The sequence below is a fragment of the Micromonospora sp. DT46 genome (assembly GCF_049841735.1).
GTDB classification, from domain to species: Bacteria; Actinomycetota; Actinomycetes; order Mycobacteriales; family Micromonosporaceae; genus Micromonospora; species Micromonospora reichwaldensis.
In genome coordinates this window covers 221,210-246,879 of sequence record NZ_JBNCKW010000002.1, presented here as the reverse complement: position 1 = coordinate 246,879, position 25,670 = coordinate 221,210, and the positions used below count along the sequence as shown (strand labels likewise).

Sequence of the window (25,670 nt, the reverse complement as noted above, 5' to 3'; positions counted from 1 at the left end):
TGGCCGGGTCAGACGACGGTGAGGTGACCACGGTTTGACAGGGCGCGTAGCCGGCCGAGATCGAGGATGCTCCAGCCCACCTTCGACACGATGGACAGCACGACGAGGAGCAGGCTGGTGGTGGCGGAACTGAACAGGCCGACCCCGGATGGGCCGAGGATCCAGAACACGGGATAGCCCGCCCAGAGCGCGCTGAGCAGCAGTGCGGCCTCCGTGTAGACCCCCGCGATCTCTTCCGGCTGGCGGTGCGCGTGGGCGCGCAGCGGTCCCCAGATCAGGGCGTAGACCGCGAGCAGGGCCAGCACCCCGATCGCGTACAGGGTGTAGCGGGCCGCGCCGTCGGCCGTGAGGTCGGCGAACAGGCCGCTGAGGATCACCACCACGTTCGCCCCGGCGAGGACGCCCATCAGCCGCCAGCAGCGTCCGGGCAGGGAGTGCGTCGCGGTCAGCATCAGGGCCACCAGCAACAGTGGGGCGGTTACCACCCAGTCGACGTACCGCGCCCAGTAGAGCGTGTGGCCGGCCACCTCCGTGCGCCCGCCGCCCAGCGCCATGAGCAGGTACCAGGAGCCGGACCAGAGCGGGATGGCGATCGCGACCCGGTACTCGCTGCGCGGGACTCCCCGCGGGTCCGCGCGCCACCGGCTGAACAGCACGACTCCGCCCGCCATGGCGGCGACGTACATCCACAGCCACCACTCGGTCATGCCCACCCCCGGCCGGCTCCCGGCGTCCCGCGCCCGCCGCTGCTGACGACCCGGGCGTACGGCCGGGCAGCCGCCCGGACCCGTCGGGTCCCGTGCGTGCCCCGGCGGCGGGCGGTACGGACACCGTATACGGGTCAAAAAGCGCATACAGGCCTAATCACTTCCGCCGGAAGGGCGGTGGCGCGCCGGATCGCCCGTACGGTGGGCGACGTCACCTCCGCCGCGACGGCGGCGTGGGGGCGGACCGGCGGGGGGCGCGGCGGCGTCGTCGGTAGGATTTGCTGCCATGAGCACGCCTCGCCCCGTCCTCGTGGTGGACTTCGGAGCCCAGTACGCCCAGCTCATCGCGCGTCGGGTGCGTGAGGCCAACGTCTATTCCGAGATCGTGCCGCACTCGATGCCGGTCGCCGAGATGCTGGCGAAGGACCCGGCGGCGATCATCCTCTCCGGCGGCCCGTCCAGCGTCTACGCGCCGGGCGCCCCGCAGATCGACGCCGGCATGTTCGAGGCCGGGGTGCCGGTCTTCGGCATCTGTTACGGCTTCCAGGCGATGGCCCAGGCGCTCGGCGGCACGGTGGCCCGCACCGGCAACCGCGAGTACGGCGGCACCCCGCTGCGTCCCCGCCTGCTCGACCCGGGCGTGCTGCTCCGCGACCTGCCGGCCGACCTGCCGGTCTGGATGAGCCACGGCGACTGCGTGACCGAGGCCCCGGCGGGCTTCACGGTCACCGCCGAGTCGGCGGGGGCGCCGGTCGCCGCGTTCGAGGACGTGGTCGGACGCCGGGCCGGCGTGCAGTTCCACCCGGAGGTCGGGCACACCGCGCACGGCCAGGAGATGCTGCGCCGCTTCCTGCACGACATCGCCGGCATCGCGCCGACCTGGACGCCCGAGAACATCATCGACGAGCAGGTCGCCCGGATCCGCGAGCAGGTCGGCGACAAGGAGGTCATCTGCGGCCTGAGCGGCGGGGTCGACTCGGCCGTCGCCGCCGCGCTGGTGCACAAGGCCGTCGGCGACCAGCTCACCTGCGTCTTCGTCGACCATGGCCTGCTGCGCGCCGGCGAGGCCGAGCAGGTGGAGAAGGACTACGTCGCCGCCACCGGCATCAAGCTCAAGGTGGTCGACGCGGCCGACCGGTTCCTCGGCGCCCTGGCCGGGGTCACCGACCCCGAGCAGAAGCGCAAGATTATCGGTCGGGAGTTCATCCGGGTCTTCGAGGCCGCGGCGCGGGAGGTCGCCGCCCACGGCGACGTCGAGTTCCTCGTCCAGGGCACCCTCTACCCGGACGTGGTGGAGTCCGGCGGCGGCACCGGCACCGCCAACATCAAGAGCCACCACAACGTCGGCGGCCTGCCGGAGGACCTGAAGTTCGCGCTGGTCGAGCCGCTGCGCACGCTGTTCAAGGACGAGGTCCGGGCGCTCGGGCTCCAGCTCGGCCTGCCCGAGGCGATGGTCTGGCGGCACCCGTTCCCGGGCCCGGGCCTGGCCATCCGGATCATCGGCGCGGTCGACCAGGAGCGGCTCGACCTGCTCCGGCGGGCCGACCTGATCGCCCGCGAGGAGCTCACCGCCGCCGGCCTGGACCGGGGCGTCTGGCAGTTCCCCGTGGTGCTCCTGGCCGACGTGCGCAGCGTCGGCGTGCAGGGCGACGGCCGCAGCTACGGGCATCCCGTGGTGCTGCGGCCCGTCTCCAGCGAGGACGCGATGACCGCCGACTGGTCCCGGCTGCCCTACGAGGTGGTGGCGCGGATCTCCACCCGGATCACCAACGAGGTCGCCGAGGTCAACCGCGTGGTGCTGGACGTCACGAGCAAGCCGCCGGGCACGATCGAGTGGGAGTGATCCCGCCTCACGCCGCCGGCGGATAGGTCGGCTGCGTGGGCGGCGCCACGGTCGGCTGCGCCACCGTGGGCGGCTGGGCCTGCGCCGGGTGCGGCCAGGCGGGCGCGTCGGCCGGCTCCTCGGGCATCAGGAACCACATGATCGGGTACGCGAGCAGCGCGAGCCCGCCGGTGAGCAGGCCGGTGACCGCGAAGACCACCCGGACCAGGGTGGGGTCGACGGCGAAGTACCGGCCGAGGCCGCTGGCCACTCCGGCGACCATCCGGTCCGTGACGGGGCGACGGAGCTGCTTGTACGGGGGCTGGGGAGGGGCGGTGTAGGTCATGTCTCCACGGTCCGCGCCCGTCGTCGAGCCGTCCTCGGTGACCGCCCGGATCCCTACCCTGACCCGCCCCTGAGGCGCGAGCATTCAGTCAGGAATCTGACTCTTTTCGATGGAGGTAACCCGGGCCGGGGAGAATTTGCCCCCGTGACCACCATGCTGGAGCCGCTCCGCAGGATCGCGGCATACGCAGTTTGTGCTGATTCAGTCGGCCGGGTGTTGCTGGTCCGCGCATCGGAGCGCTCCGGCACCCCCGGCACGTGGTCGCTGCCCGGCGGGGCGGTCGACCACGGTGAGGATCCCCACCACACCGTCGTCCGGGAGACCGCCGCCGAGACCGGCCTCTCCGTCACCGTCGCCGGCCTGCACGACGTGCTCGCCGACATGCGGGCGCTGCCGGAGCGGGGCATCACCATCCACACCGACCGCCTGATCTACCAGGTCTCGGTCCGGGGCGGGACGCTCGCCGACCGGGTCGACCGGCCGACCGACCTGGTTCGCTGGTTCACCCCGGCGGAGGCCCGCGAGCTGCCGCTGCGGTCGTTCACCGCGCGGGCCCTGGGCCTGCCCGCCTCGTCCGCCGACATCGTTCCGGACGAGGCGCCGGAGTTCCCCTCGTTCTACGCCGTGCCCGGCCCCGACGGGCTGCACCGGGCCCAGCGCTTCGCCGCGTACGCCGTGGTGACCGACCCGGACGACCGGGTGCTGCTCACCCGGGTCTCCGACGGCTACCCGGGCGCGGGCTGCTGGCACCTGCCCGGCGGCGGCACCGACTACGGCGAGCAGCCCGGCGCGGCCCTGATCCGGGAGCTGGTCGAGGAGACCGGGCAGACCGGGCGCCTCGTCGAGCTGCTCGGGGTGGCCAGCCACCGGGACGCGGCCTCCCTCGGCCCCGAGGGCTACCCGATCGACTGGCACGGCGTCCGCGCCTTCTACCGGGTCGTGGTCGACAAGCCGGCCCCGCCCACCGTCGCCGACGTCGGCGGCTCCACCTGTGAGGCCCGCTGGTTCGGCCGCGAGGAACTGGGCGCCCTCCCCACCGACCGCCTGACCGAGGTGACGGCGGAAGCCGTCCAGGCCGCCCGCCTGGCCTGACCGCCCGGCCCCCTGTTCCTTGATCACGAGGTCGACCGGGCGGCACGTCGGACCCGCTGCGGCTAACCTCATGATCGACGGAACGGGTCGGCGCGGGCGGGGGAGTGCGGGCGGGTGGAGAAGCGGCGGCGGGTCGGCGCGTTCGGGGTGTGTTGGGGCTCGGACGGGCGGGTGTTGCTGGTCCGGGGTTCCGCCTCGTGCCCGGTCCCGGGCGTCTGGCAGGTGCCCGGCGGAGGCCTCGAACACGCCGAGCACCCGGCGCACGCGGTGGTCCGCGAGTTCGCCGAGGAGACCGGCCTCACGGTGGAGGTGACCGGGCTGCGGGCGGTGTCCGCCGACGTCACGACCTTCCGTGCCGCCGACGTCGCGCTGCACACCGATCGCGTGGTCTTCGACGTCACCGTGCGGGGCGGTGAACCCCGGCCGGAGCCGGCCGGCGGCACCGACGAGCTGGGCTGGTTCACGACCGACGAGGCGGCGGCGGTGCCGCTCATGCCGTTCACCGCCGAGTTGCTCGGCGTGCCCGTGTCGCCCCTGCCGTCCGATCTGCCCCGCTCGCCGGCGGAAGGTCCGGCCACCCCGTCCGACCGGAGGCAGCGCTTCGGGGCGTACGGCCTGGTCACCGACCCTGCCGGCCGGGTGCTGCTCACCATGATCGCCGACGGCTACCCGGGCGCCGGCCGGTGGCACCTGCCCGGCGGCGGGACCGACCACGGCGAGCAGCCGGTCGCCGCGCTGCTGCGCGAGCTGGTCGAGGAGTCCGGCCAGCTCGGTCGGGTGGTCGAGCTGATCGGCGTCGACAACCTGCACAACCCGGCCGCGCTGGGCCCGGAGGGGCGCCCGCTCGACTGGCACGGCATCCGGGTGCTCTACCGGGTGGCGGTGGACGCGCCCACGGAGCCACGGGTGACCGAGCTCGCCGGCGGCTCCACCGCCCGCGCGGGCTGGTTCACGCCGGAGCAGCTCGCCGGGCTGCCGCTGACCGGGATCGCCGCACTGGCGCTGGCCAATGCCCCTACCGACGAGCGTCCGTAACCGGACATCGGTGTCCCCGGCACCCGCTCACCGAGCCGACGGAGACGGGGTCCGGTACATTCGATGTGGGGTTGGTGGAGGAAACGGGCGATGGAGCCCGAGATGGGAATAAGAGAGCGGTACGCGCGGTTAGACCAGATATAAGTACCGCCGGCAGCTATCGCCAATCCCCGTTCCCCTATGCGATGGTGTACTCCGCAAAACGGCTGCCGGGCCAGAAAGGTCCGGCACGAGACAGCCGGACAGCCGCCCTCGCGACGGTAAACCGATCCGGTGATGGAGGAAACGTGCCGAGAGCCCCATGGCGCCGGCGTCGTACCACTGACAGTCCGCGTCCCGCAGGGCGTCGTTGGGCGGGCCCGTTGCGCCGCAGCAGCACGCTCGCCCGGCAGGTGCTGCTGGTCCGGGTGGGGCGCCGCGACGGCGACCTGCACGCGACCAGCGACCTCTCGATGTCCGAGCACCGCTACGCCGACCGGCCGCGACGCCGCTACGGACTCACCCGGGTCGAGCGCGCCGACGTCGCCTCGATCGTCCCGGTCAGCCCCGCGCTCGGCCCCACGACCCCGGTCGACGACGACTCGGCGATGTCGATCCCGCTGCTTCCGGGCGAGCGGACGGTCGCCCGCCGGATGAAGTTCGCGGTGGTCAACGCCTGCACACTCAGCAGCCTGATGCTCGGCATGCTGGCCATCTTCCTGGCCATGCAGGGCGAGGTGCGCGTCGCCGCGCTCTGCCTGATCGCCTGCGTCGTCTTCGACGGCCTCGACGGCGCGCTCGCCCGCAAGTTCGGGGTGGCCAGCCCGTTCGGGGCGCAGATGGACTCGCTGGCCGACATGTGCTCGTTCGGGCTCGCCGCCCCCGTGGTGGTCTACGCCTCGCTGGCCGGTTCGGTCTCCACGCCGGCCGCCGCGGTGGCCTGCGCCCTCGTGGCAGCGTGCGCGGCGATCCGGCTCGCCCGGTTCAACGTCTCGCCGAAGGACGGCCGGTTCTTCTGCGGCGTGCCCACCACCATGGCCGCCGCAGTGCTCGCGCTGACCGTCGCCATCGGGCTGCCGGTGCCGGGCATCGTCCTGGTCGCCGGCGTGGCGCTGCTCGCCTTCGCCATGGTCTCCAGCTTCCCCTACGCGAAGCTCGCCCGGCTGCTGAAGCTGCCGCCGTGGCTGTGGCTGGCCCCGGTGATCGGCGCGCTGATCGACATCCGGCTCACCTTCGCCCTGATCGTGGTCGGTTACCTGGTCAGCGGCCCGGTGCTCTGGCTGCGTCAGCGTCGTACCGCCTGACACACGTACGCGAGAAGGGGCGCCGCGCATTCGCGGCGCCCCTTCTTCGTGTCGTCCGGCCCGGGCCTCAGCGCCAGCGGGCGATGACGGTCGAACCCCCGACGACCTTGTCCCCCGGGCCGACCAGCGGCTCCGCCGCGTCCGCCGGCAGGTAGACGTCTGTGCGCGAGCCGAACCGGATCAGGCCGAAGCGCTCGCCCCGGGCCAGCAGCGCGCCGATCGGCGCCCGCTGCACGATCCGCCGGGCGATCAGGCCCGTGCGCTGCGCCACGACCACCGTGCCGCGCGCGGTGTCCAGCACCGTGTACGCGGCCACGTTGTGCTCCGCCGCCGGCTTCATCGCGTTGGCGAAGCCACCGTCGGCGACGAAGTAGTCGACCACCTTGCCGGCCACCGGGGCACGGTTGACGTGCACGTCCAGCACCGACAGGAAGACCGCGATCCGCAGCCACTCGCCCTCGCCGAAGCGCTCGTCGTGCAGCCGCTGCACGGACAGCACCCGACCGTCGGCCGAGGCGACGACCGCCGACGAGTCCTCCGGCACGTCGCGCTCCGGGTCCCGGAAGAAGGCGGCCACGGGAGCGGCGGCCAGGGCCGGGAGCAGCCAGAGCTTCGACTTCGGCCGGGTCGCCCGGGCCACCGCGGCCAGGCCCAGCGCGATGCCGGCCGCGGCCACCCCGTTGGAGTCGATGTGCATCCCACGGGTCAGCGGGACGCTGGACGGGCGGTACGCCGGCGCCAGCCGGGCCGCCGACGCGGCGTCGGCCGGGGTGTAGCGGAGCCGGTACACCCGCAGCGGCGGCGTGTTGCGCAGCACCAGATCGACCCCGACGCCGTACAACGCGCCCTGCCGGTCCAGTTCGGCGGCGGCGCCCGCGGTACGCCCCGGCGTCGCGGTCGTGGCCACGCTCAGCACCGCGCCGTCGGCGAGGTACTTCGTCAGGCCCTCGACGGCGGCGCGGGTCTCGTCGGCCGTGCCGGTGAGCGGCTCCGCGGCGACGACCACCGCGGCCGGCTCGGCCTCGGCGAGGGTGTCGACCACGCGGACCCGGTCGGCCACCCAGCGACCCTGGGCGGTGACGTGCTCCCGGAGGGCCGCCGGGGAGGCCGACCCGGCGGGCACCAGGGTGAGGGTGTCGCCGGGCAGCAGCGCGTCGATCGCCGCGGTCAGCACCGCGGACTCGGGCGTCGCGCCGACCAGCAGCGCGGCCTTCGGATCGTTGATCCGGGCGAGCTCGGAGACGAGGGTACGGGCGGCTCGCTCGCCGATGCGGACCGGACCGGACCGGCCGAAGGTGCGCACGGCGGGGGACTGCGTCATGTCGGACGGACTCCTGACGGGTAGAGACGGGAATCGCGGCGGGACCGCCACGGCGGCGCGTCCGGCCGGCGCGGCGGCCAGGTCGCTGCGGCGGCCAGGTCGGCGCGGGCCGGCCGGCGGAGGCGAGTTCTCCACGGCCAGCATAGGCCGCCGCCGACGACGGCCGCACCGCTGTGGTCAGCCGCGCGGGTGCTCCCCACCGGCCGACGGCCCGTCGGTCCGCCGGGACAGGGCGTCCTCGTCGGCGGCGCGGTCCTCGACCGCCTCGGGCCGGACGTCGGTGACGGCCTCCGTCGGCCACTCGTCGGCCTCGTCCCCGGCCCGCAGGCCACCCCTGGCCGGACCGCCGGTCGTCGGCATCTCCGCCGTCTGCCCGCCGGTCGTCGGCATCTCCGCCGTCTGCCCGCCGGTCGTCGGCATCTCCGCCGTCTGCCCGCCGGTCGTCGGTTCCTCCGCCGCCTGTCCGCTCGGCGGCAGTCCGGCCGTCGTCGGTGCGCCGGTGGTCGGCGCGGAGACGTCCCACTCGGACCGCGTGCCCCAGTCGGTCGGCTCGCCCCAGTCGGAGCGCCGGCCGCCCCACGCCGTCGGCTCGTCGGCCGGCGCGGGCCGGTCGAGGTCCCAGCGGGTCGGGTCGATCCCGGTGGCCTGTCGGTCCGTGGCCCGGCCCGCCGGTTCCGCGCCCGGCGGGGTGGAGACGGGCGCGACGGTGTCCGGGGCGACCGCGTCGGAGGCGGTGGCGTCGGAGGCGGTGGCGTCGGTGAGGGTGGTGTCGGTGAGGGCGTCGCCGGAGGGGGCGTCGCCGGGCGTGGGCGCGGCGCCGGACCGCCCGGATCGCAGCGCGCCCAGCAGGCCCAGCAGGCCGATCAGGATCAGCGCGCCGGCCAGGAACCAGCCGACCGGAGGGAGGGCGAGCCCGAGCAACTGGGCGAGCAGCCACCACGCGGCGAGGCCGAGGAAGATCAGCCCGAAGGCGAAGGACACGATGTCGGTGCGGTGGGCCTTCACCGGGTCACCTCCAGGTTGCCGGCGTTGACGTGGATGTAGAGGCGCAGCGTGCCGCCGCCGGGGCCGTCCGGACCCAGGTCGGTCGTCTCCCGCAGCTCGCCCGCCAGCCCGCCGGAGTGCTTGCCGAAGACGACCGCGTCGCCGGCGTTGACGTCGGCGACCGTGGTGACGTCGACGTTCGGCGGCACCACCACCGTGCACTCGCCGAAGTTGACGGAGACGGTGATCTCGGTGTTCTTCTTGTCGAAGTCGACCGCGCGCAGGTCCAGGACCGTGTCGCCGAAGCTGTTCTCGTACCGCAGGGCGAGGTCGCGGTGGTCGGTGGGCGCCCAGGTGACGTTGCCGTCGACGCCCCGGATCCGGTCGTAGGACTCGGCCACGGTGGCCACGCCGAGCGCGGCGGCGGCCACCACGCCGAGCGCGATGATCCAGCGGGCCCGTCCGAACCAGGTGCCGACCAGCAGGCCGAGCCCGATGGTGGCCAGCGTGGCCGCGAAGTAGGCCGACGCCCCGATGGCGTAGACGTCCAGCAGGTCGACGACGGCGACCACGCCCAGGGCGAGGAAGATCAGCGAGAACGTCACCGCGCCGAGCGGGGAGCGCTCCTTCGGTCGCTTCGGCGGCTTCGGCGGCTTGCGCGGTGCGGGCGGCACGACGGTCTGCCCGGCGTACGGGCCGTGCGGGGCGAACGGGGGCCGGTAGCCCGGGGGCCGGGGCGGGGGCACCGGGTGGCCCGGTCCCGGTGCGCCCGAGGTCGCGGCGGGCCAGCCGGACGTGGGCGCTGCCGGGGGCCAGCCGACGGTCGGCGTACCCGCGGGTGGACGGGCGGGCGGGGCCGGGGCGGCCGGCGGCCAGGCGGGCAGCTCGGCGGTCGGTGGGGAGACCGGGGCGCTCCAGGCGGGCTGGGCGACGGTCGCCGGCGGGGCCGGGACCGGGCCCGATCCGGGGGCCACGGCCACGGTCGGCGGGGCCGCGTACGCGACCGGGGCGGGATGGCCGACGGGTGGCACCGGCCCGGGTGGGGCGGTGGGCGGAACGGGCGGGACGGGGCCGACCGGCGCGCCCTGGGCGGCCCTGTTGTCGCGGTTCAGCAGCAGCGCGCCGCCGATCAGGATCGTGGCGCCGAGCAGCACCGCCCGGAACGCGTCCGTGACGATGTAGCCGAAACTGATCGCGACCAGGATGCTCAGCACGATCACCGTGACCGGGGACATGCTGGACCGGCCCCGGCCCAGCATGGACTCGACGGGAGAGGCGCTGTCCCCCTCGCCCGGGATGATCAGCCAGGCGGTGACGTAGACCAGGATGCCGATGCCGCCGAAGAAGCCGAGCACCGCCAGCAGCACCCGCCAGAGGACCGGGTCGGTGTTGGTGGCCCGGCCGATGGCGGCGCAGACGCCGGCCAGGTAGCGGCCGTCGCGGGGGCGCACCAGGCCGTACCGCGAGGTGAAGCCGGCGCCGCCGAACGACGGCTGCGGTCCGGGGCCCGGCGGTGGCGTCCCGCCCGCGTCCCCGGCGGGGGGCGGCGCGGCCACGGGGGGCGGCGCCGCGGAGCCGGCGGGCGGTGGCGCGGTCGGCGGTGGCCCGCCCGGCTGAGCGGCCCGGGGGTCGGCGGGCTGGGCAGCTTCCTCGGTCATGCCTCGATCCTGCTGCCCCGACCCGCCGGACGGCCTCAGGACCCGACCCTGACCCCACCCTGAGATCCCGGCGGCCCGAATGTCGGGGGCGTCCCCGTGGTCGGGCCCCGGTGCGTCGTGTGACGATCGATCCGACACCGGAAACGGACCGTCGCCCGCTCCGTGCCCGCCGTGACCAGGGAGTCTCCGATCAGCGCCGTGACCCAGCCACCCCGCCTCTACCGCGCCCCCGAGCACCGGATGGCCGCGGGGGTGGCCGCCGGCATCGCCGACCACCTCGGCATCTCGGTGCTGCGGGTACGGGTCGCCTTCATGGTGCTGCTGGGGCTGAGCGGGCTCGGCCTGCTGCTCTACGCGGCCTTCTGGGCGGTCGTGCCGCTGCGCCCGGGCGACACCGCCGTACCGGCCCGCAGGGACGTCGCCCAGCTGCTGCCGTTCGTGGCGATCGGCCTCGGCGTGCTGCTGGTGCAGGTGATGGTCTTCGACTCGGTCGGGGCGGCGGGCACCGCCGGCTGGCTGGTCGCGATCATCGCGGTCGGCGCCGGGGTGATCTGGCACCAGTCGGCGCCGGAGCGGCGGCGGCAGTGGGGCGACTCCATGCCGGTGCCCTGGCTGGGCGCGGTGGTGGAGGAGAGCGACCGGCGGGCCTTCGTGCTCCGGTTCATCGGCGGCGGGGTGCTGGTCGCGGTGGGCATCATCGGCGTCGCCGCGGTGTACTCCCCGGCGCAGAACTTCGACGCCGTGCTCAACGGCGTGATCTTCGCCCTGGTCGGGCTGGCCGGGGTCGGCGTGGTGGCCGCGCCGGTGCTGTGGCGGACGTACAACCAGCTCCGGTCGGAGCGCGAGGGGCGCATCCGGGAGCAGGAACGGGCCGAGCTGGCTGCCATGGTGCACGACCAGGTGCTGCACACCCTGGCCCTGATCCAGCGCAACGCGAGCGACGTGAAGACCGTCCAGCGGCTCGCCAGGGGGCAGGAACGCTCGCTGCGCAACTGGCTCTACAAGCCCACCGGCTCGCCCACCGAGCGGTTCGCCGCCGCCCTGGAGCAGGCCGCCGCCGAGGTCGAGGACACGTTCGCGATCACGGTGGAGGCGGTGGTGGTCGGCGACCGGGAGACCGACGAGCGGGTCGGCGCGCTGGTGGCGGCCGCCCGCGAGGCGCTGGTGAACGCCGCCCGGCACGCCGGGGTGCAGACCGTCTCGCTCTACGCCGAGGTCGAGCCGGATCAGGTCAGCGTCTTCGTCCGGGACCGGGGGAAGGGCTTCGACCCGGATACGGTGGAGGATCACCGGCACGGGGTCCGGGGCTCGATCATCGGGCGGATGAAGCGGCACGGCGGCCGGGCGGAGATCCGCTCCGAGCCGGGGGAAGGGACCGAGGTCCGGTTGATCCTGCCGATCACCCGCGACCCGGCAACGGCGGAGAGGGACAAGTGATGACCGAGCAGTCGATGGAACCGGTCGAGGGGGCGGCTGCCCGCGCCGAGCGGCTGCGGGTCTTCCTCGTCGACGACCACGCCATGTTCCGCGCGGGGGTCCGCGCCGAGCTGGGCGCGCACGTCGAGGTGGTGGGCGAGGCGAGCACTGTCGCCGAGGCGGTCACCCGGATCGCCGCCACGCTGCCCGACGTGGTGCTGCTCGACGTGCACATGCCCGACGGCGGCGGCCGGGCGGTGCTGGAGGCGATGCGGCGTACCCACCCGCAGGTCAGGTTCCTGGCGCTGAGCGTCTCGGACGCGGCGGAGGACGTGATCGGGCTGATCCGGGCCGGCGCGCGGGGCTACGTCACGAAGACGATCTCTCCCGAGGAGCTGGCCGCCGCGGTCCGCCGGGTGGCCGACGGCGACGCCGTGTTCAGCCCCCGGTTGGCGGGGTTCGTGCTGGACGCGTTCGCGGCCCGTCCCGACGCCCCGGTGGCCGACCCGGAGCTGGACCAGCTCACCAACCGCGAGCGCGAGGTGCTGCGGCTGCTCGCCCGGGGGTACGCCTACAAGGAGATCGCCAAGGAGCTCTACATCTCCATCAAGACGGTGGAGACGCACGTGTCCAACGTGCTTCGCAAGCTCCAGATGTCCAACAGGTACGAGTTGTCCCGCTGGGCGGCCGACCGTCGGCTCGTGTGATCCAATTCTTTTCCCCGTCATATGGGACGGAACCGACGAATGCGGCCCACAGGGGCTGACAAGCGATCAACTCCCGTCACATAATGCCCCGTCGCGTTCTCGCGTGCGGGTGGTGCACATCCCGCGGGAACGGCGGCTTCACGCAACCCGCCGTGCGCGGGTCACCCCTGGGGAGAGGTGCACGATTCTGATGTTCGGACAACGAGGACGGCGCTGGGCGCGGATCGCCCTGGCGACCGTCGCCGGCGGCGCGCTGGCACTCGGCGCGGTGGCGCCGGCCGCCGCCGCCGACAAGACCGGCGTCGCCAAGTCGGTCAAGGGCAGCAACGTCACGCTCGTGCTCAACGGGCAGCCGAAGAGCACCGGTGCCCTGGCACTCAAGATCGACGGAAAGCTCGTCCCCGCCTTCTGCATCGACTACCACACCAACGTGGCGATCGACGGCAAGTACAAGGAGGGCACCTGGGACGAGTCCCAGGTGAAGAACCTCGGCAAGGTGCAGTGGGTGCTGACCCACGGCTACCCGAACGCCGACGCCGCCAAGCTGCTGGCCGCCGCCGGCGCCACCGCTCCGGCGAAGGCCGACGCCGACAAGCTGCTCTACTTCGGCACCCAGACCGCCATCTGGAACTTCAGCGACGGCGTCAAGCTGGGTGACTGGGTCGACAACCCGAAGCTGCTCGGCAAGAAGCAGTACGACGTGGTCAAGAAGGTCCACGACTACCTGGTGGCCAACGCCACCGACCAGCCCGAGCCGAAGGCCGAGCTGAGCGTCGACCCGGCCAGCGCCAAGGCCACCGTCGGCGAGAAGGCCGGCCCGTTCACCGTCAAGGGCCCGGCGGGCGAGATCACCGTCGCGGTCGACGGCGGCTCGGCGGTCGACGCCGAGGGCAAGCCGGTCACCAAGACCATCAACGGCGGCCAGTTCTGGCTGGCCGCGGACGGCGCCGGCGAGGTGAAGGTGACCGTTTCCGCACAGGACTCGGTCTCGTTCGGCCGGGTGTTCCTCTTCACCGGCCAGCGCGCCGCGCAGAAGCTCATCCTGGGTGGCAGCACCGGCGCCACCGTGAGCGCCAAGGCCGAGGCCGCGTTCGCCGCCGCGCCGGCCGAGTCGCCGTCGCCGAGCGCGCCGGCGGAGTCCCCGTCGCCGAGCGCCCCGGTCGACAGCCCGGCCCCGTCGACCTCGCCCGCGAGCGGCGGCGGTGACCTGCCGCTGACCGGCTCCCCGATCGCCGCCGCGATCGCCGCCGGCGTGGCGCTGCTGGCCGCCGGCGCGGTCGCCGTGCTGCTGTTCCGTCGTCGCAAGCTGCGCTTCACCGCCTGATCGACGCCCGCTTCAACGGCCCCGGCCCCGGTACCGCCCCGCGCGGTGCCGGGGCCGGAGTCGTTCGCCGCCGGGCCAGCCGGCGCACGCCTCGGGCGTGGATACCAGCGCCGTCGCGGAGACCGACCTGCCGTACGTCGCCGCCGCTCTTCCTCCTGCGGTCGGCTCACCTCGGCGCGCGGGTGCTCCGCACTCTCCGCACTCTCCGCAGTCGCCCGGGTGGCGAGCAGGTACGAGGCGTCGACACCCTCCGCCACCCAGGTGGCGATGGTGCCCGCACAGCCGAAGCCGGCATCGTCCGGATGGGCAAAAACGGCCAACGCCCGGCCGACCTCGGACAGCGCCGGAGGGGGCGCGGGGAAGCTCACAGCCGCCGACCCCGCGCCGGGGGGCGGACCCCCTCCGAACCGTGTCTTTCCTGCTCAGAGCGGTACGACCCGCGTACATCATGATCTTTTTTCGGGTATCGGCAACGTGGCGACCAACTAACGGCTTGATAACGGCACCTTCACGGAACGGGCCGGTGGGTGTCACAGTGGCAGCACCTCACCCCTCATGTGAGGCACTCCGTACGGCCTGACGACCATGGACCCGCCTGTTGACGGTGCTCCGTGGTGGTCTCGTGTGCGCGGTGCCAAGCGCGACGGGCGAGGTGGCCCGGCGGATCGGTACATCAATCTTGTCCCGAATTCACTGCGGTGAAACCGGCTCCCGCACTGCGGGCGCCGGACGTGTCACCCCCCATACGTGCGTGAAACCCACGACGGATCCAGGTTCAGAAAGAGGAGGCCCCTCGGAATGAGAGTCTCGAAGCGGGCAAGTAGCGCGGTCGCGCTGGGCGCGGCGTTCGCGCTCGTCGCGTCCGGCTGCTCGAGCAGCGACAGCGACGGTGGCGACGCCGGCGCCAGCAGCGACGGCGCGATCACCATCGACGGCACTCAGCCGGAGGTCGGCCTGGTCCCGTCGAACACCACCGAGACCGGTGGTGGGGCGATCATCGACTGGATCTGGACCGGTCTGGTCGAGTACCCGAACGACGGCAGCGCGCCGCGCAACGCGGTCGCCGAGTCGATCGAGACGTCGGACTCCAAGGTCTACACGATCAAGATCAAGAAGGACACGAAGTTCCACGACGGCACCGTCGTCAAGGCCAAGAACTTCGTGGACGCCTGGAACTGGGGCGCCTACTCGCCCAACGGCGCGCAGAACGGCAGCTTCTTCGCCGACATCCAGGGCTTCGACCAGGTCCACACCGAGGACCCGGACGGCGCCGAGGGCCCGAAGAAGGCCCCCGAGCCCGCCGCCAAGGAGATGTCCGGCCTGAAGGTCGTCGACGACTGGACCTTCGAGGTCACCCTGGCCGCGCCGACCGCGGTGTTCCCGACCAAGCTCGGCTACAGCACCTTCATGCCGCTGCCGGACGCGTTCTTCACCCAGGGCGCCGAGGCGTTCGGCAAGAAGCCGATCGGCAACGGCCCGATCAAGTTCGTGTCGTGGGAAGACGACGTCCAGATCAAGCTGACGCGCTTCGATGACTACTCCTTGAACGACAAGATGAAGATCAAGGACGTCAACATCAAGCTGTACCAGGACGACACGGCGGCGTACAACGACCTGCTCGCCGGCAACCTGGACTTCCAGCAGCAGGTTCCGGTCTCCGCCATCGCGGGCGACAAGTGGAAGAACGACCTGGGCGAGCGCGCCATCTCCTCCACCACTCCGTCGACCGGCATCATCGCCTTCCCGGTCTACGACAAGCGCTTCCAGAACCCGAAGCTGCGTCGCGCGATCTCGATGTCGATCAACCGCCAGGAGATCAGCGACAAGATCTTCTTCGGTTCGCGCAAGCCGGCCGACAGCTGGGCCAACCCGCTGACCCCGGGCGCCAAGGCCGGCAACTGCACCGCCTGCCAGTTCAACGTCGACGAGGCCAAGAAGCTCCTCGCCGAGGCCGGTGGCTTCACCGGTGAGCTGGTCATGTTCTACAACGCCGACGCCAGCCACAAGGAGTGGATGGAGGCCGTCGCGCAGCAGGTCAAGACGAACCTCGGCATCAACGCTCGCGCCGAGGGCGTGCCGACCTTCGCGGTGTTCCGCCAGAACATCAACGCCGGCAAGATGACCGGCATGTACCGCGCCGGCTGGCAGCAGGACTACCCGGACGTGGAGAACTGGGTCGGCCCGCTCTACGTGACCGGCGGTTCCTCGAACGACGGCAAGTACAGCAACCCGCAGGTCGACGCGCTGGCCAAGGAAGCCGCCTCCGCGCCGAGCCTGGAGGCGTCGCACGCCAAGTACGCCGAGGCGGTCGCCCTCATCGACCAGGACGTCCCCTCGATCCCGGTCTACTTCGGTGGTCAGCAGTCCGGCCACTCCGAGAAGATCAAGAAGATCGAGCTCTCCAACGTCGGTGAACTCGACCTCACCTCGGTCGAGCTCTGATCCGAACGGTCTGACCCCGGGTCGGGCTCACCTACCGGTGAGCCCGACCCGGGCCGTTCCGTGAGGTGGTGTCACCACACCGCCTCGCCACGTCTGTCATCCCCGTGTCGGCCGTCCGACGCGCGCCCCCTGTCTGGAGGACCACCCCATGGGCCGTTATCTGTTGAGACGGCTGCTCCAACTCATCCCGGTCTTCATCGGGACGACGTTCCTGATCTATTGGCTCGTGTGGTCGGTGCCCGGTGACCCGTTCGCGGGCAAGTGTGGCGAGCGTCCCTGCCCCGACAGCTTCGTCAACATGATGACCGAGAAGTTCAAGCTCGACGAGCCGCTCATCGTGCAGTACGGCAACTACATGAAGAACCTCTTCCAGGGCGACTTCGGGCAGACGTTCGGTGGCCGGGAGATCGGTGACATCATCGCCACGGCGTACCCGAACACCCTGAAGCTGGCCCTGGTGGCGCTGGCCATCGAGGCGGTCATCGGACTCACCGCGGGCGTGCTGACGGGCCTGCGCCGCAACGGCTTCCTGGACAACCTGGTCCTGGTCTCCAGCCTCTTCCTGATCGCGCTGCCGATCTTCGTCATCGGCTTCGTGGCCCAGTGGCTGCTCGGCGTGCAGTGGGGCATCGTCAAGCCGACGGTCTCCAGCGAGATGCGGCTCTCCGAGCTGATCGTGCCCGGCTTCGTGCTCGGTAGCGCCTCAATGGCGTACATCGCCCGGTTGGCCCGCACGAGCATCGCGGAGAACCGGCGGGCCGACTACGTGCGTACGGCGATCGCCAAGGGTCTGCCGATGCGCCGGGTGGTCGGGATCCACCTGCTGCGCAACTCGCTCATCCCGGTGGTGACGCTGCTCGGGACCGACCTCGGCGCCCTGATGGGCGGCGCGATCGTCACCGAGGGCATCTTCCAGATCAACGGGATCGGCCGACAGGTCTACCGCGCGATCATCACCAAGGAGAGCGCTACCGTTGTCTCCATCGTGGTGGTCCTGGTGCTCGTCTACCTGCTGATGAACCTGCTGGTCGACCTGCTCTACGCCGCCCTGGACCCGAGGATCCGCTATGAGTGAGCGCAGCGAACGAATCATCATTGCAGCGTGCGCGGGCACCAGTGCCCGCGCCGAGCGGAGTGGGGTGCGGGCATGAGTGACCCGAGTGCCGCCTCGATCGTCAGCACGCCGCCCGCGCAGGCTCCCGACGAGATCGGCGCGCCGACCAACGCGGGCCTGCCGGAGAACGCCCGCAAGGAGAAGCCGCGCGGTCTGCTCGGCGACGCCTGGCGTGACCTGCGCCGCAAGCCGCTGTTCTGGATCTCCGCAGGGTTCATCGTCCTCTTCATGCTGATGACCGCCTTCCCCTCGCTGTTCACCTCCGGCGACCCGGAGAACGGCAACCTGCAGAACAGCCTCGTCGGCCCGTCGTCGGACGCCTGGTTCGGCTACGACTTCCAGGGCCGGGACGTCTTCGCCCGGGTGATCTACGGCGCCCGCGCGTCGATCGTGGTCTCGCTGCTCTCCGTGCTCGGCGTGCTGCTCTTCGGCGGCGCGATGGGCATCGTGGCGGGCTACCGGGGCGGCTGGGTGGACGCACTGCTCTCCCGCATCGCCGATGTCTTCTTCGGGCTGCCGTTCGTGCTGGGTGCCATCGTCATCCTGACGACCTTCAACGGGTCGGGCACGAGCAACAGCAAGGCCGAGATCATGGCGCTGGTGAGCATCTCGCTGATCGTGCTGGGCTGGCCGGTCGTGATGCGGCTGATGCGTTCCTCGGTGCTGGCCACCAAGGAGGCGGACTACATCGTCGCCGCCCGCGCGCTGGGCGCCGGCACCGGCCGGATCATCCTCAAGCACCTGCTGCCGAACTGCCTCGCGCCGCTGCTGGTCTACGGGACGATCCTGGTCGGCTCGTACATCGGCGCCGAGGCGACGCTGTCCTTCCTGGGCGTCGGCCTGAAGAGCCCGGTGGTCTCCTGGGGCATCATGATCAACGAGGCGCAGAACCTCCTCCGCGTCGCGCCCTACCTGCTCTTCTTCCCCGCCGCGTTCCTCGTCGCCGCCGTACTGAGCTTCGTGATGCTCGGTGAGGCGGTCCGCGAGGCCCTCGATCCGAAACTCCGCTAGGGGAGATTCAGTTGTCCGACATTCTGGTGTCCGAGCAGTCCGCGGCCGGCGCGTCCGGCCGCCCCTCGGGCAGGTTGCTCGAGGTGGAAGACCTCCGGGTGGAGTTCCGCACCCGGGACGGCGTCGCCAAGGTCATCAACGGGGTCACGTACCACGTCGACGCGGGGGAGACCCTCGCCGTGCTCGGCGAGTCCGGCTCCGGTAAGAGCGTCACCGCGCAGACCATCATGGGCATCCTCGACACGCCGCCCGGTTTCGTCACCGGCGGTCAGGTCCGCTTCCAGGGCAAGGACATGCTCGGCATGTCCTTCGAGGAGCGGCGCCGCATCCGCGGCGAGGGCATCGCGATGATCTTCCAGGACGCGCTCTCCGCGCTGAACCCGGTCTTCACCGTCGGGTTCCAGATCGCCGAGCAGTTCCGGGTACGGCGCGGGATGAGCCGCTCCGACGCCAAGAAGCGCGCGATCGAGATGCTCGACCAGGTCAAGATTCCGAACGCCAAGGGCCGGTTCAGCAGCTACCCGCACCAGTTCTCGGGCGGTATGCGGCAGCGCGCGATGATCGCGATGTCGCTCGCCCTGGACCCGGAGGTGCTGATCGCGGACGAGCCGACCACCGCGCTCGACGTGACGGTGCAGGCGCAGATCATGGACCTGCTCGCCGAACTCCAGCGCGAGCGGCAGATGGGCATGATCCTGATCACCCACGACCTCGGCGTGGTCGCCGACGTCGCGGACCGGATCGCGGTGATGTACGCGGGCCGGATCGTCGAGGAAGCCAACGTCTACGACCTGTACGCCAAGCCGGCGCACCCGTACACGATCGGCCTGATCAACTCGATCCCGCGGCTCGACGAGAAGGGGCAGGAGCTCCGGACGATCAAGGGTCTCCCGCCGAACCTCATGAACATCCCGCCGGGCTGCCCGTTCAACCCGCGCTGCCCCATGGCGCAGCCGGTCTGCCGGGAGAAGGTCCCGCCGCTGCTGCAGGTCGGCGCCGGCCGGGCCAGCGCCTGCCACTTCGCCGAGGAGCTGGTGAACCGTGACTGAGAACATCCTCGAGGTCCGTGACCTGGTCAAGCACTATCCCGTGACCCGGGGCGTGGTGTTCAAGAAGACCATCGGTCACGTCAAGGCGGTCGACGGGGTCTCCTTCGAGCTCAAGGCCGGCGAGACCCTGGGTGTGGTCGGCGAGTCGGGCTGCGGCAAGTCGACGCTGGCCCGGGTCCTGATGAACCTGGAGAAGCCGACGGGTGGCAGCGTCCACTACAAGGGCCAGGACATCTCGAAGTTCTCCGGCCCGGCGCTGCGCCGGCTGCGTCGGCAGATCCAGCTGGTGATGCAGGACCCGTACACCTCGCTGAACCCGCGGATGACGGTCGGCGACCTGATCGGCGAGCCGTTCGAGATCCACCCGGAGGTGGCGCCGAAGGGCAGCCGCCGGGAGAAGGTCAGGGAACTGCTCGACCTGGTGGGCCTCAACCCGGAGCACATCCACCGGTACCCGCACCAGTTCTCCGGCGGTCAGCGGCAGCGCATCGGCATCGCCCGGGCGCTCGCCCTGCGGCCCGAGATCATCGTCTGCGACGAGCCGGTCAGCGCCCTGGACGTGTCGATCCAGGCCCAGGTGATGAACCTGCTGGAGAAGCTCCAGGGCGAGCTCGGCCTGTCGTACATCTTCATCGCGCACGACCTGTCGGTGGTCCGGCACCTGTCGGACCGGGTCGCGGTGATGTACCTCGGCAAGATCGCCGAGATCGGCTCCGAGGACGAGATCTACGAGCGGCCGACCCACCCGTACACCCAGGCGCTGCTCTCGGCCGTGCCGGTGCCGGACCCGACCGTGCGGGACAACAAGGCGATCATCCGCCTGACCGGTGACGTGCCGTCGCCGGTCAGCCCGCCGTCGGGCTGCCGGTTCCGGACCCGGTGCTGGAAGGCGCAGGACGTCTGCGCCGAGCAGGTCCCGCTGCTGGAGATCCGCTCGGGCTCGGACCACCCGAGCGCCTGCCACTTCGCGGAGAAGCGCGAGATCGTGCAGACGCACGAGGCGTGACCCCCACGGAACCGCCTGCCGACGTCATCGCGACGACGGCAGGCGGTTCCGTCGTTTCCGCCCCGGCCCGGCCCCGCCTGTGCAGGGGGCCGGTGCCGGGCGTGGACCGCGCGGGGGTCCGTTGCCGGCGTACGCCTCACAGGGGGCCGCGGCCGGCGCGGAGCAGCAGCAGCGCGAGTTGCGTGCCGTCGGCGCCCAGGGCGGCCCGGAAGCGCTCCAGGATCGCCCGTTCCCGGGACAGCACCAGCCGGGTGCCGCCGGAGGCCATCCGGGTCACGCCGACCTCCTGGGAGAGCCGGGCCCGTTCCTGCCACAGCTCGATCAGCGCCCGGTCGATCTCGTCGATCCGCTCGCGGATCTCGACGATCCGGGCGGCCGCGGCCGGCTCCGGGGTGCCGGTTCCCGCCGCCGGCTTCGCGTCGTCGTCACCGCCCGGCACGTCGGCCGGAGGCCCGGAGGCGCCGGGGTCGGGCCGGCCCGCCTCGGGTCGCGTCACTCTGCCGCTGGACTCCACCACGTCTGTCATCATCGGGTACCCCTTGCCGTCAGGTGCCCGGTGCCCGGATCCCGGGACGGAAGAAAGCCCCGGGCTCCAGGAGCCCGGGGCTTTCTCGTAGGTCTGATCGATCAGGCGCGACCTACGGCTGCCGGACTCCCGGTGCCGTAGTAAAAGTAGAAGCGCTGCCCGAACATGTCGTCGAGTATGCCGACCTCGGGCCGGCCGGCGCAAGGATTCGGCGCGACCCGTGCCCGGCCGGGCGGGCCCGGCGCCGTCGTGACGCCGGGACCGCCCGCGCCTCAGCCGAGGCGGGTGATCCGGTCGGCGGGTCCGGGGGCGACCGGAGCGTCGGCGCCCAGGTAGGCGATCAGCGCGTCGACGTCGAAGCCGGGGGCGGTGGCCCGGTCCGTGCCGGCCCGCAGCTCGGTGAAGCCGTCCCCGCCGTTGGCCAGGAAGTCGTTCGTGGTGACCCGGTAGCTCGCGGCCGGGTCGACCGGCGCGCCGTCGAACGCCAGGGCGCTCACCCGCGAGCCCACCGGGGCGGTGCTGTCGTAGGAGTAGGTCAGCCCGGCGGAGACCTGGAGGATGCGCTGGGTGGTCTGCCCGTTGAAGCCCACGAACTGCTGCTCCAGCACGTTGCGCAGCTGCGCGCCGGTGAGGGTCTGGGTGACCACCAGGTTGTTGAACGGCTGGACGGTGAACGCCTCGCCGTAGGTGATCTCGCCAGGGTCCTCGTCGCCGGGGGAGGCCGCGTACGACAGGGACGCCCGGACGCCGCCCGGGTTCATCAGCGCGATCTGTGCCCCGCTGGAGCGGGTGTACGCGAGCTGCGCGTCGGCGATCACGTCACCGAGCGGGCTCTCCCCGTTCGGCCGGACGTCGCGGACGATGTCGGCCGAGATCCGGCCCACCACCCGGTTGGCGATGGGTGCGACGGCCGCCCGGTACTTGTCGGCCAGTGCCTTCGCGCCCGGGTCCACCAGGTCGGGGTTGCGCACGTACGTGCCCGGCGCGCTCTCCCGCCAGGTGCCGTCCGGGTTGCGTACGCCGTTCTCGACGACGACGTTGCGGGCGGTGATCCCGGTGAACCGGCCGGTGCGCCGGTCCAGCGCGTAGTCCACGTCCGTGATCAGCTGGCCGTTGTTGCCGGCGCTGGTGACCACGCTGCGCGCGCCCGAGGAGTTCGGCAGGGAGCAGGAGTAGAAGCGGTGGGTGTGGCCGGAGACGACCAGCCCGAACTCCGGCCGCAGGCCACGCACGATGTCCACGATCGGGCCGGAGAAGTTGGCGCAGTCCGAGACGCCGGGCGTGGCCGGCGGCGGCGACTGGGCGCCGCCCTCGTGCACGAGCAGCACCATCGCCTTGACGCCGAAGAGCTTGAGCACGCCGGCCCACTTGTTGGCGGTCTGCACCTCGTCGGTGAACCGCACGGAGGCGATGCCGGCCGGGTTGACGATGCCCGGGGTGCCCTCCAGGGTCACGCCGACGAAGCCGACCGGGACGCCGCCGACGAAGCGCACGTCGACCGGAGGCAGGATCGGCAGGCCGGTCTTCCTGCTGACGGTGTTGGCGGCCAGGTAGGTGAACTTCGCGCCGGCGAAGCCGTCCCCGTCCTGGCAGCCGTCGACGGGGTGGCAGCCGCCCTTGTTGATCCGGATCAGCTCGTCGACGCCCTCGTCGAACTCGTGGTTGCCGACGGAGCTGACGTCCAGGCCGATCTCGTCCATCAGCTCGATGGTCGGCTCGTCGTGGAAGGCGGCGCTGACGAGCGGGGTGGCGCCGATCAGGTCGCCGGCCCCGACGGTGGTCGTGGCGCGCCCCTCGGCCCTGGCCTCGGCGCGCAGCTTCTTCAGCCAGGTGGCGAGGTACTCCACGCCGCCGGCGGGCGTGCCGTTGACGGCCGCGCCGCTGCCGCCGGGCGGGTCGATGGCGCCGTGGAAGTCGTTGTAGCTCAGGAAGTTGCCCTTGACCTCCCCGCCGCTGGGCGCGGCGTAGGAGACCGAGACGGGGGTGAGGCCGGCCTGCTGGTCGTCGGCGGGGGCCGGCGCGGGCCGGGAAGCGGTGGACAGCGTGGCGACGACGGCCAGCGCGAGGGTGGGCGCGGCGAGGTGGCGCAGCGCCGCCCGACCGCGCGAACGCGGCTGAGTCATGGTCGTTCTCCCAGTCGTGTACGGGGGAGGAGCCGGATTTTCACCGTCATCGTTCTGTACGGGGGACGGCGGCACCAGACACGACAGGGTGACATCTTCGTCTCGACCGGACGAGTCGGGGCACGATTCCCTCCACCACGCGCTGCGGCGGGCGGCCGGCGGCGGCCCGGACCGGCTGGATCGACCGGCCCGGGGAACGGCTCGGGCGAGCCGGGGCACGCGCGGCGGGGGAAGTGTCCGCCCGGCGGCATAGACTCGCCGTGCGATGCATCCTCTCTTCGACATCCCCGCGTCCCCACCCGCGCCGGCGTCCGCCCCGACCTCGCCGCACCGGCCCAGGCCGGCGGCCGTCCATCTCGATCCGCAGGCCCTGGTCGAGGGCCTGAACGGGCCGCAGCGCGACGCCGTCACCCACGCCGGCTCGCCGCTGCTGATCGTGGCCGGTGCCGGCTCGGGCAAGACCCGGGTGCTCACCCACCGGATCGCCTACCTGCTGGCCGCCCGGGACGTGCACCCCGGCGAGATCATCGCGATCACCTTCACCAACAAGGCCGCCGGCGAGATGAAGGAGCGGGTGGCCCACCTGGTAGGTCCCCGGGCCCGCCTGATGTGGGTGTCGACGTTCCACTCCGCGTGCGTGCGCATCCTGCGCGCCGAGCACGAGCACGCCGGGCTGAAGTCGACCTTCTCGATCTACGACGCGGACGACTCCCGCCGGCTGATGCAGATGGTCGCCAGGGAGCTGGACCTCGACCCGAAGCGCTACCCGGCGCGCGGGCTGGCCGCCCAGGTCTCCAACCTGAAGAACGAGCTGGTCGACCCCGAGGCGTTCGCGGGCCGCGCCAAGGGCCCCAACGAGCGGGCGCTGGCGGAGGCCTACACGCTCTACCAGCGACGGCTGCGCGAGGCGCACGCGCTGGACTTCGACGACCTGATCATGACGACGGTGCACCTGCTCCAGTCCCACCCGCACGTCGCGGAGAGCTACCGCCGGCGGTTCCGGCACGTGCTGGTCGACGAATACCAGGACACCAACCACGCCCAGTACACGCTGATCAAGGAGCTGGTCTCCGGCACGGAGGGGATCGAGCCGGCGGAGCTCTGCGTGGTCGGTGACGCCGACCAGTCGATCTACGCGTTCCGGGGCGCCACGATCCGCAACATCCTGGAGTTCGAGCGCGACTTCAGCGACGCCCGGACGATCCTGCTGGAGCAGAACTACCGCTCCACCCAGACCATCCTCAACGCCGCCAACGCGGTGATCGACCGGAACACGTCGCGCAAGCCGAAGCGGCTGTGGAGCGAGGCGGGCGCCGGTGAGCCGATCGTCGGCTACGTGGCCGACACCGAGCACGCCGAGGCCGACTGGGTGGCCCGCGAGATCGACCGGCTGGTCGACGCCGACGAGACCCGCCCCGGCGACGTGGCCGTCTTCTACCGCACCAACGCCCAGTCCCGGGTCTTCGAGGAGGTGTTCATCCGGGTCGGCCTGCCCTACAAGGTGGTCGGCGGGGTGCGCTTCTACGAGCGCAAGGAGGTCCGCGACGCGCTGGCCTACCTGCGCGCGGTGGTCAACGACGACGACACGGTCAGCCTGCGCCGGATCCTCAACACCCCGCGCCGGGGCATCGGTGACCGGGCCGAGGCGTGCGTGGAGGCGCTGTCCAGCCGGGACCGGATCTCCTTCGGGGCGGCGCTGCGGCGGGCGAAGGACGCCCCGGGCATCTCCAGCCGGGCGGCCAACGGCATCGCCGACTTCGTGGCCCTGCTCGACGGCGCCCGCAAGATTGCCGAGACGGGCACCCCGGAGGAGGTGCTGGAGGCGCTGCTGACCCGCTCGGGCTACCTCACCGAGCTGGAGGAGAGCCTCGACCCGCAGGACGCGGGGCGGGTCGACAACCTCCAGGAACTGGTCAGCGTCGCCCGGGAGTACACCGAGCGGATCGAGGCGGTCGGCGAGGAGGGCGAGCGGGCCACCCTGGCCGGCTTCCTGGAGCAGGTCGCGCTGGTCGCCGACGCCGACCAGGTGCCCACGGACGACCCCGACCACCAGGGCGTGGTCACCCTGATGACGCTGCACACCGCGAAGGGCCTGGAGTTCCCGGTGGTCTTCCTGACCGGCCTGGAGGACGGCGTCTTCCCGCACCTGCGCTCCCTGGGCGACACCCGGGAGCTGGAGGAGGAACGTCGGCTGGCGTACGTCGGCATCACCCGGGCCCGCCAGCGCCTCCACCTCTCCCGGGCGGTCACCCGCTCGGCGTGGGGGCAACCGGCCTACAACCCGCCGTCGCGGTTCCTGGAGGAGCTGCCCCCGGAGCTGGTCCGCTGGGAGCGCACCGAGGGGTCGTACACCTCGTGGGCCGGCGGGGGCGGCGGCGTGGGTGGCCGCGCGGACCGGGTGTCCGGCGGGCGTGGGGGCTTCAACGGCGGCACGCCCAAGGCGGCGCAGTTGGCGAAGCGGCTGGGGGTCGACGCGAGCCGCCTGACCACGGCGAGCGAGCTGCCGCAGGGGCCGAAGGTGTCCGCGGGCGACCGGGTCAACCACCAGCGCTACGGCCTGGGCCGGGTGCTCGCCGTCGAGGGGCACGGCCCGGGAGCGCGGGCGCAGATCGACTTCGGCGACCAGACGATGTGGCTGGTGCTCCGGCACGCCCCGATCGACAAGCTCTGAGCGGCGGCGCGGCCCGGCCCGGCAGCACGCCGG

The 25,670-nt window shown here is 72.4% G+C and carries 19 protein-coding genes and 2 pseudogenes; 13 read left to right on the top strand and 8 right to left on the bottom strand.

Translation table 11 applies throughout. The features are described 5' to 3' along the window. Positions 1-8 precede the first annotated feature (8 nt). Entirely contained in the window at positions 9-707 is a 699-nt protein-coding gene (locus ACLQ20_RS05380; RefSeq protein WP_192581494.1) for a bacteriorhodopsin, read from the bottom strand. A 286-nt stretch (positions 708-993) separates the two neighbouring features. Here ACLQ20_RS05380 and guaA point away from each other — a divergent pair, with 286 nt between their 5' ends. Next, complete coding sequence (gene guaA / locus ACLQ20_RS05375; protein WP_425854408.1) at positions 994-2,550, top strand: glutamine-hydrolyzing GMP synthase; 1,557 nt, start codon at positions 994-996, stop codon at positions 2,548-2,550. A 7-nt stretch (positions 2,551-2,557) separates the two neighbouring features. Here the strand turns inward: guaA and ACLQ20_RS05370 are convergent, their stop codons facing one another. Continuing rightward, complete coding sequence (locus tag ACLQ20_RS05370; protein WP_425854406.1) at positions 2,558-2,875, bottom strand: PspC domain-containing protein; 318 nt, start codon at positions 2,873-2,875, stop codon at positions 2,558-2,560. Positions 2,876-3,019: 144 nt separating this feature from the next. Here ACLQ20_RS05370 and ACLQ20_RS05365 point away from each other — a divergent pair, with 144 nt between their 5' ends. The 3 genes from ACLQ20_RS05365 to ACLQ20_RS05355 all read left to right on the top strand — a co-directional run bounded on the left by ACLQ20_RS05365 (position 3,020) and on the right by ACLQ20_RS05355 (position 6,285). Then, positions 3,020-3,967, top strand: a complete 948-nt coding sequence (locus ACLQ20_RS05365; protein ID WP_151456081.1) for an NUDIX hydrolase — start codon at positions 3,020-3,022, stop codon at positions 3,965-3,967. Positions 3,968-4,081: 114 nt separating this feature from the next. Then, a complete protein-coding gene (locus ACLQ20_RS05360) occupies positions 4,082-5,002 on the top strand; it encodes an NUDIX hydrolase (RefSeq protein WP_425854404.1) in 921 nt (306 codons plus the stop codon). A gap of 362 nt (positions 5,003-5,364) precedes the next feature. Next, positions 5,365-6,285, top strand: a complete 921-nt coding sequence (locus ACLQ20_RS05355) for a CDP-alcohol phosphatidyltransferase family protein (RefSeq protein ID WP_358117570.1) — start codon at positions 5,365-5,367, stop codon at positions 6,283-6,285. A gap of 67 nt (positions 6,286-6,352) precedes the next feature. On the opposite strand, the gene ACLQ20_RS05350 is transcribed toward ACLQ20_RS05355, so the two are convergent. The 3 genes and pseudogenes from ACLQ20_RS05350 to ACLQ20_RS05340 all read right to left on the bottom strand — a co-directional run bounded on the left by ACLQ20_RS05350 (position 6,353) and on the right by ACLQ20_RS05340 (position 10,248). Beyond that, positions 6,353-7,606, bottom strand: coding sequence for a phosphatidylserine decarboxylase (locus ACLQ20_RS05350; protein ID WP_425854403.1), 1,254 nt, complete (start codon positions 7,604-7,606; stop codon positions 6,353-6,355). 765 nt (positions 7,607-8,371) lie between these two features. Further along, a pseudogene (locus ACLQ20_RS05345) lies at positions 8,372-8,611 on the bottom strand (hypothetical protein); the annotation flags it as partial. Beyond that, a complete protein-coding gene (locus ACLQ20_RS05340) occupies positions 8,608-10,248 on the bottom strand; it encodes a PspC domain-containing protein (protein ID WP_425854401.1) in 1,641 nt (546 codons plus the stop codon). The gene ACLQ20_RS05340 and the pseudogene ACLQ20_RS05345, both read right to left, overlap by 4 nt. A 171-nt stretch (positions 10,249-10,419) precedes the next feature. Between ACLQ20_RS05340 and ACLQ20_RS05335 the strand changes: the two genes are divergently transcribed. The 3 genes from ACLQ20_RS05335 to ACLQ20_RS05325 all read left to right on the top strand — a co-directional run bounded on the left by ACLQ20_RS05335 (position 10,420) and on the right by ACLQ20_RS05325 (position 13,695). After that, complete coding sequence (locus ACLQ20_RS05335; RefSeq protein WP_151455192.1) at positions 10,420-11,685, top strand: ATP-binding protein; 1,266 nt, start codon at positions 10,420-10,422, stop codon at positions 11,683-11,685. Continuing rightward, complete coding sequence (locus tag ACLQ20_RS05330; RefSeq protein ID WP_132230977.1) at positions 11,685-12,371, top strand: response regulator; 687 nt, start codon at positions 11,685-11,687, stop codon at positions 12,369-12,371. The genes ACLQ20_RS05335 and ACLQ20_RS05330 overlap by 1 nt, the downstream gene beginning before the upstream one ends. A gap of 190 nt (positions 12,372-12,561) precedes the next feature. Further along, positions 12,562-13,695, top strand: a complete 1,134-nt coding sequence (locus ACLQ20_RS05325) for a Cys-Gln thioester bond-forming surface protein (protein WP_425854399.1) — start codon at positions 12,562-12,564, stop codon at positions 13,693-13,695. Between the two features lie 152 nt (positions 13,696-13,847). Here ACLQ20_RS05325 and ACLQ20_RS05320 read toward each other — a convergent pair. Beyond that, positions 13,848-14,063: pseudogene (locus tag ACLQ20_RS05320) on the bottom strand (PIG-L deacetylase family protein); the annotation flags it as partial. A gap of 430 nt (positions 14,064-14,493) precedes the next feature. Between ACLQ20_RS05320 and ACLQ20_RS05315 the strand changes: the two are divergent. The 5 genes from ACLQ20_RS05315 (at position 14,494) to ACLQ20_RS05295 (ending at position 20,317) form a co-directional block, all read left to right on the top strand. Continuing rightward, positions 14,494-16,137 (top strand): peptide ABC transporter substrate-binding protein, encoded by a 1,644-nt coding sequence (locus tag ACLQ20_RS05315; protein WP_425854397.1) that lies wholly within the window; start codon positions 14,494-14,496, stop codon positions 16,135-16,137. 148 nt (positions 16,138-16,285) lie between these two features. Further along, on the top strand, positions 16,286-17,212 hold the full coding sequence (locus ACLQ20_RS05310) for an ABC transporter permease (protein WP_132230980.1): 927 nt from the start codon (positions 16,286-16,288) through the stop codon (positions 17,210-17,212). Positions 17,213-17,284: 72 nt separating this feature from the next. Continuing rightward, the gene (locus ACLQ20_RS05305) at positions 17,285-18,262 is read left to right on the top strand and encodes an ABC transporter permease (RefSeq protein ID WP_151455194.1); all 978 of its coding nucleotides are present in this window, start codon (positions 17,285-17,287) and stop codon (positions 18,260-18,262) included. Between the two features lie 26 nt (positions 18,263-18,288). Next, the gene (locus ACLQ20_RS05300) at positions 18,289-19,311 is read left to right on the top strand and encodes an ABC transporter ATP-binding protein (RefSeq protein ID WP_132231341.1); all 1,023 of its coding nucleotides are present in this window, start codon (positions 18,289-18,291) and stop codon (positions 19,309-19,311) included. Beyond that, positions 19,304-20,317 carry an ABC transporter ATP-binding protein gene (locus ACLQ20_RS05295; RefSeq protein ID WP_151455195.1) on the top strand — a complete coding sequence of 338 codons (1,014 nt, stop codon included), beginning with the start codon at positions 19,304-19,306 and terminating at the stop codon, positions 20,315-20,317. Before ACLQ20_RS05300 ends, ACLQ20_RS05295 begins: the two co-directional genes overlap by 8 nt. Positions 20,318-20,453: 136 nt before the next feature. On the opposite strand, the gene ACLQ20_RS05290 is transcribed toward ACLQ20_RS05295, so the two are convergent. Both ACLQ20_RS05290 and ACLQ20_RS05285 read right to left on the bottom strand, forming a co-directional pair. Continuing rightward, the gene (locus tag ACLQ20_RS05290; protein WP_425854395.1) at positions 20,454-20,846 is read right to left on the bottom strand and encodes a chorismate mutase; all 393 of its coding nucleotides are present in this window, start codon (positions 20,844-20,846) and stop codon (positions 20,454-20,456) included. Positions 20,847-21,115: 269 nt separating this feature from the next. Then, complete coding sequence (locus ACLQ20_RS05285; RefSeq protein WP_425854393.1) at positions 21,116-22,966, bottom strand: bifunctional metallophosphatase/5'-nucleotidase; 1,851 nt, start codon at positions 22,964-22,966, stop codon at positions 21,116-21,118. A gap of 265 nt (positions 22,967-23,231) precedes the next feature. Here ACLQ20_RS05285 and pcrA point away from each other — a divergent pair, with 265 nt between their 5' ends. Beyond that, positions 23,232-25,637, top strand: coding sequence for a DNA helicase PcrA (gene pcrA, locus ACLQ20_RS05280; protein WP_425854392.1), 2,406 nt, complete (start codon positions 23,232-23,234; stop codon positions 25,635-25,637). Positions 25,638-25,670 lie beyond the last annotated feature (33 nt).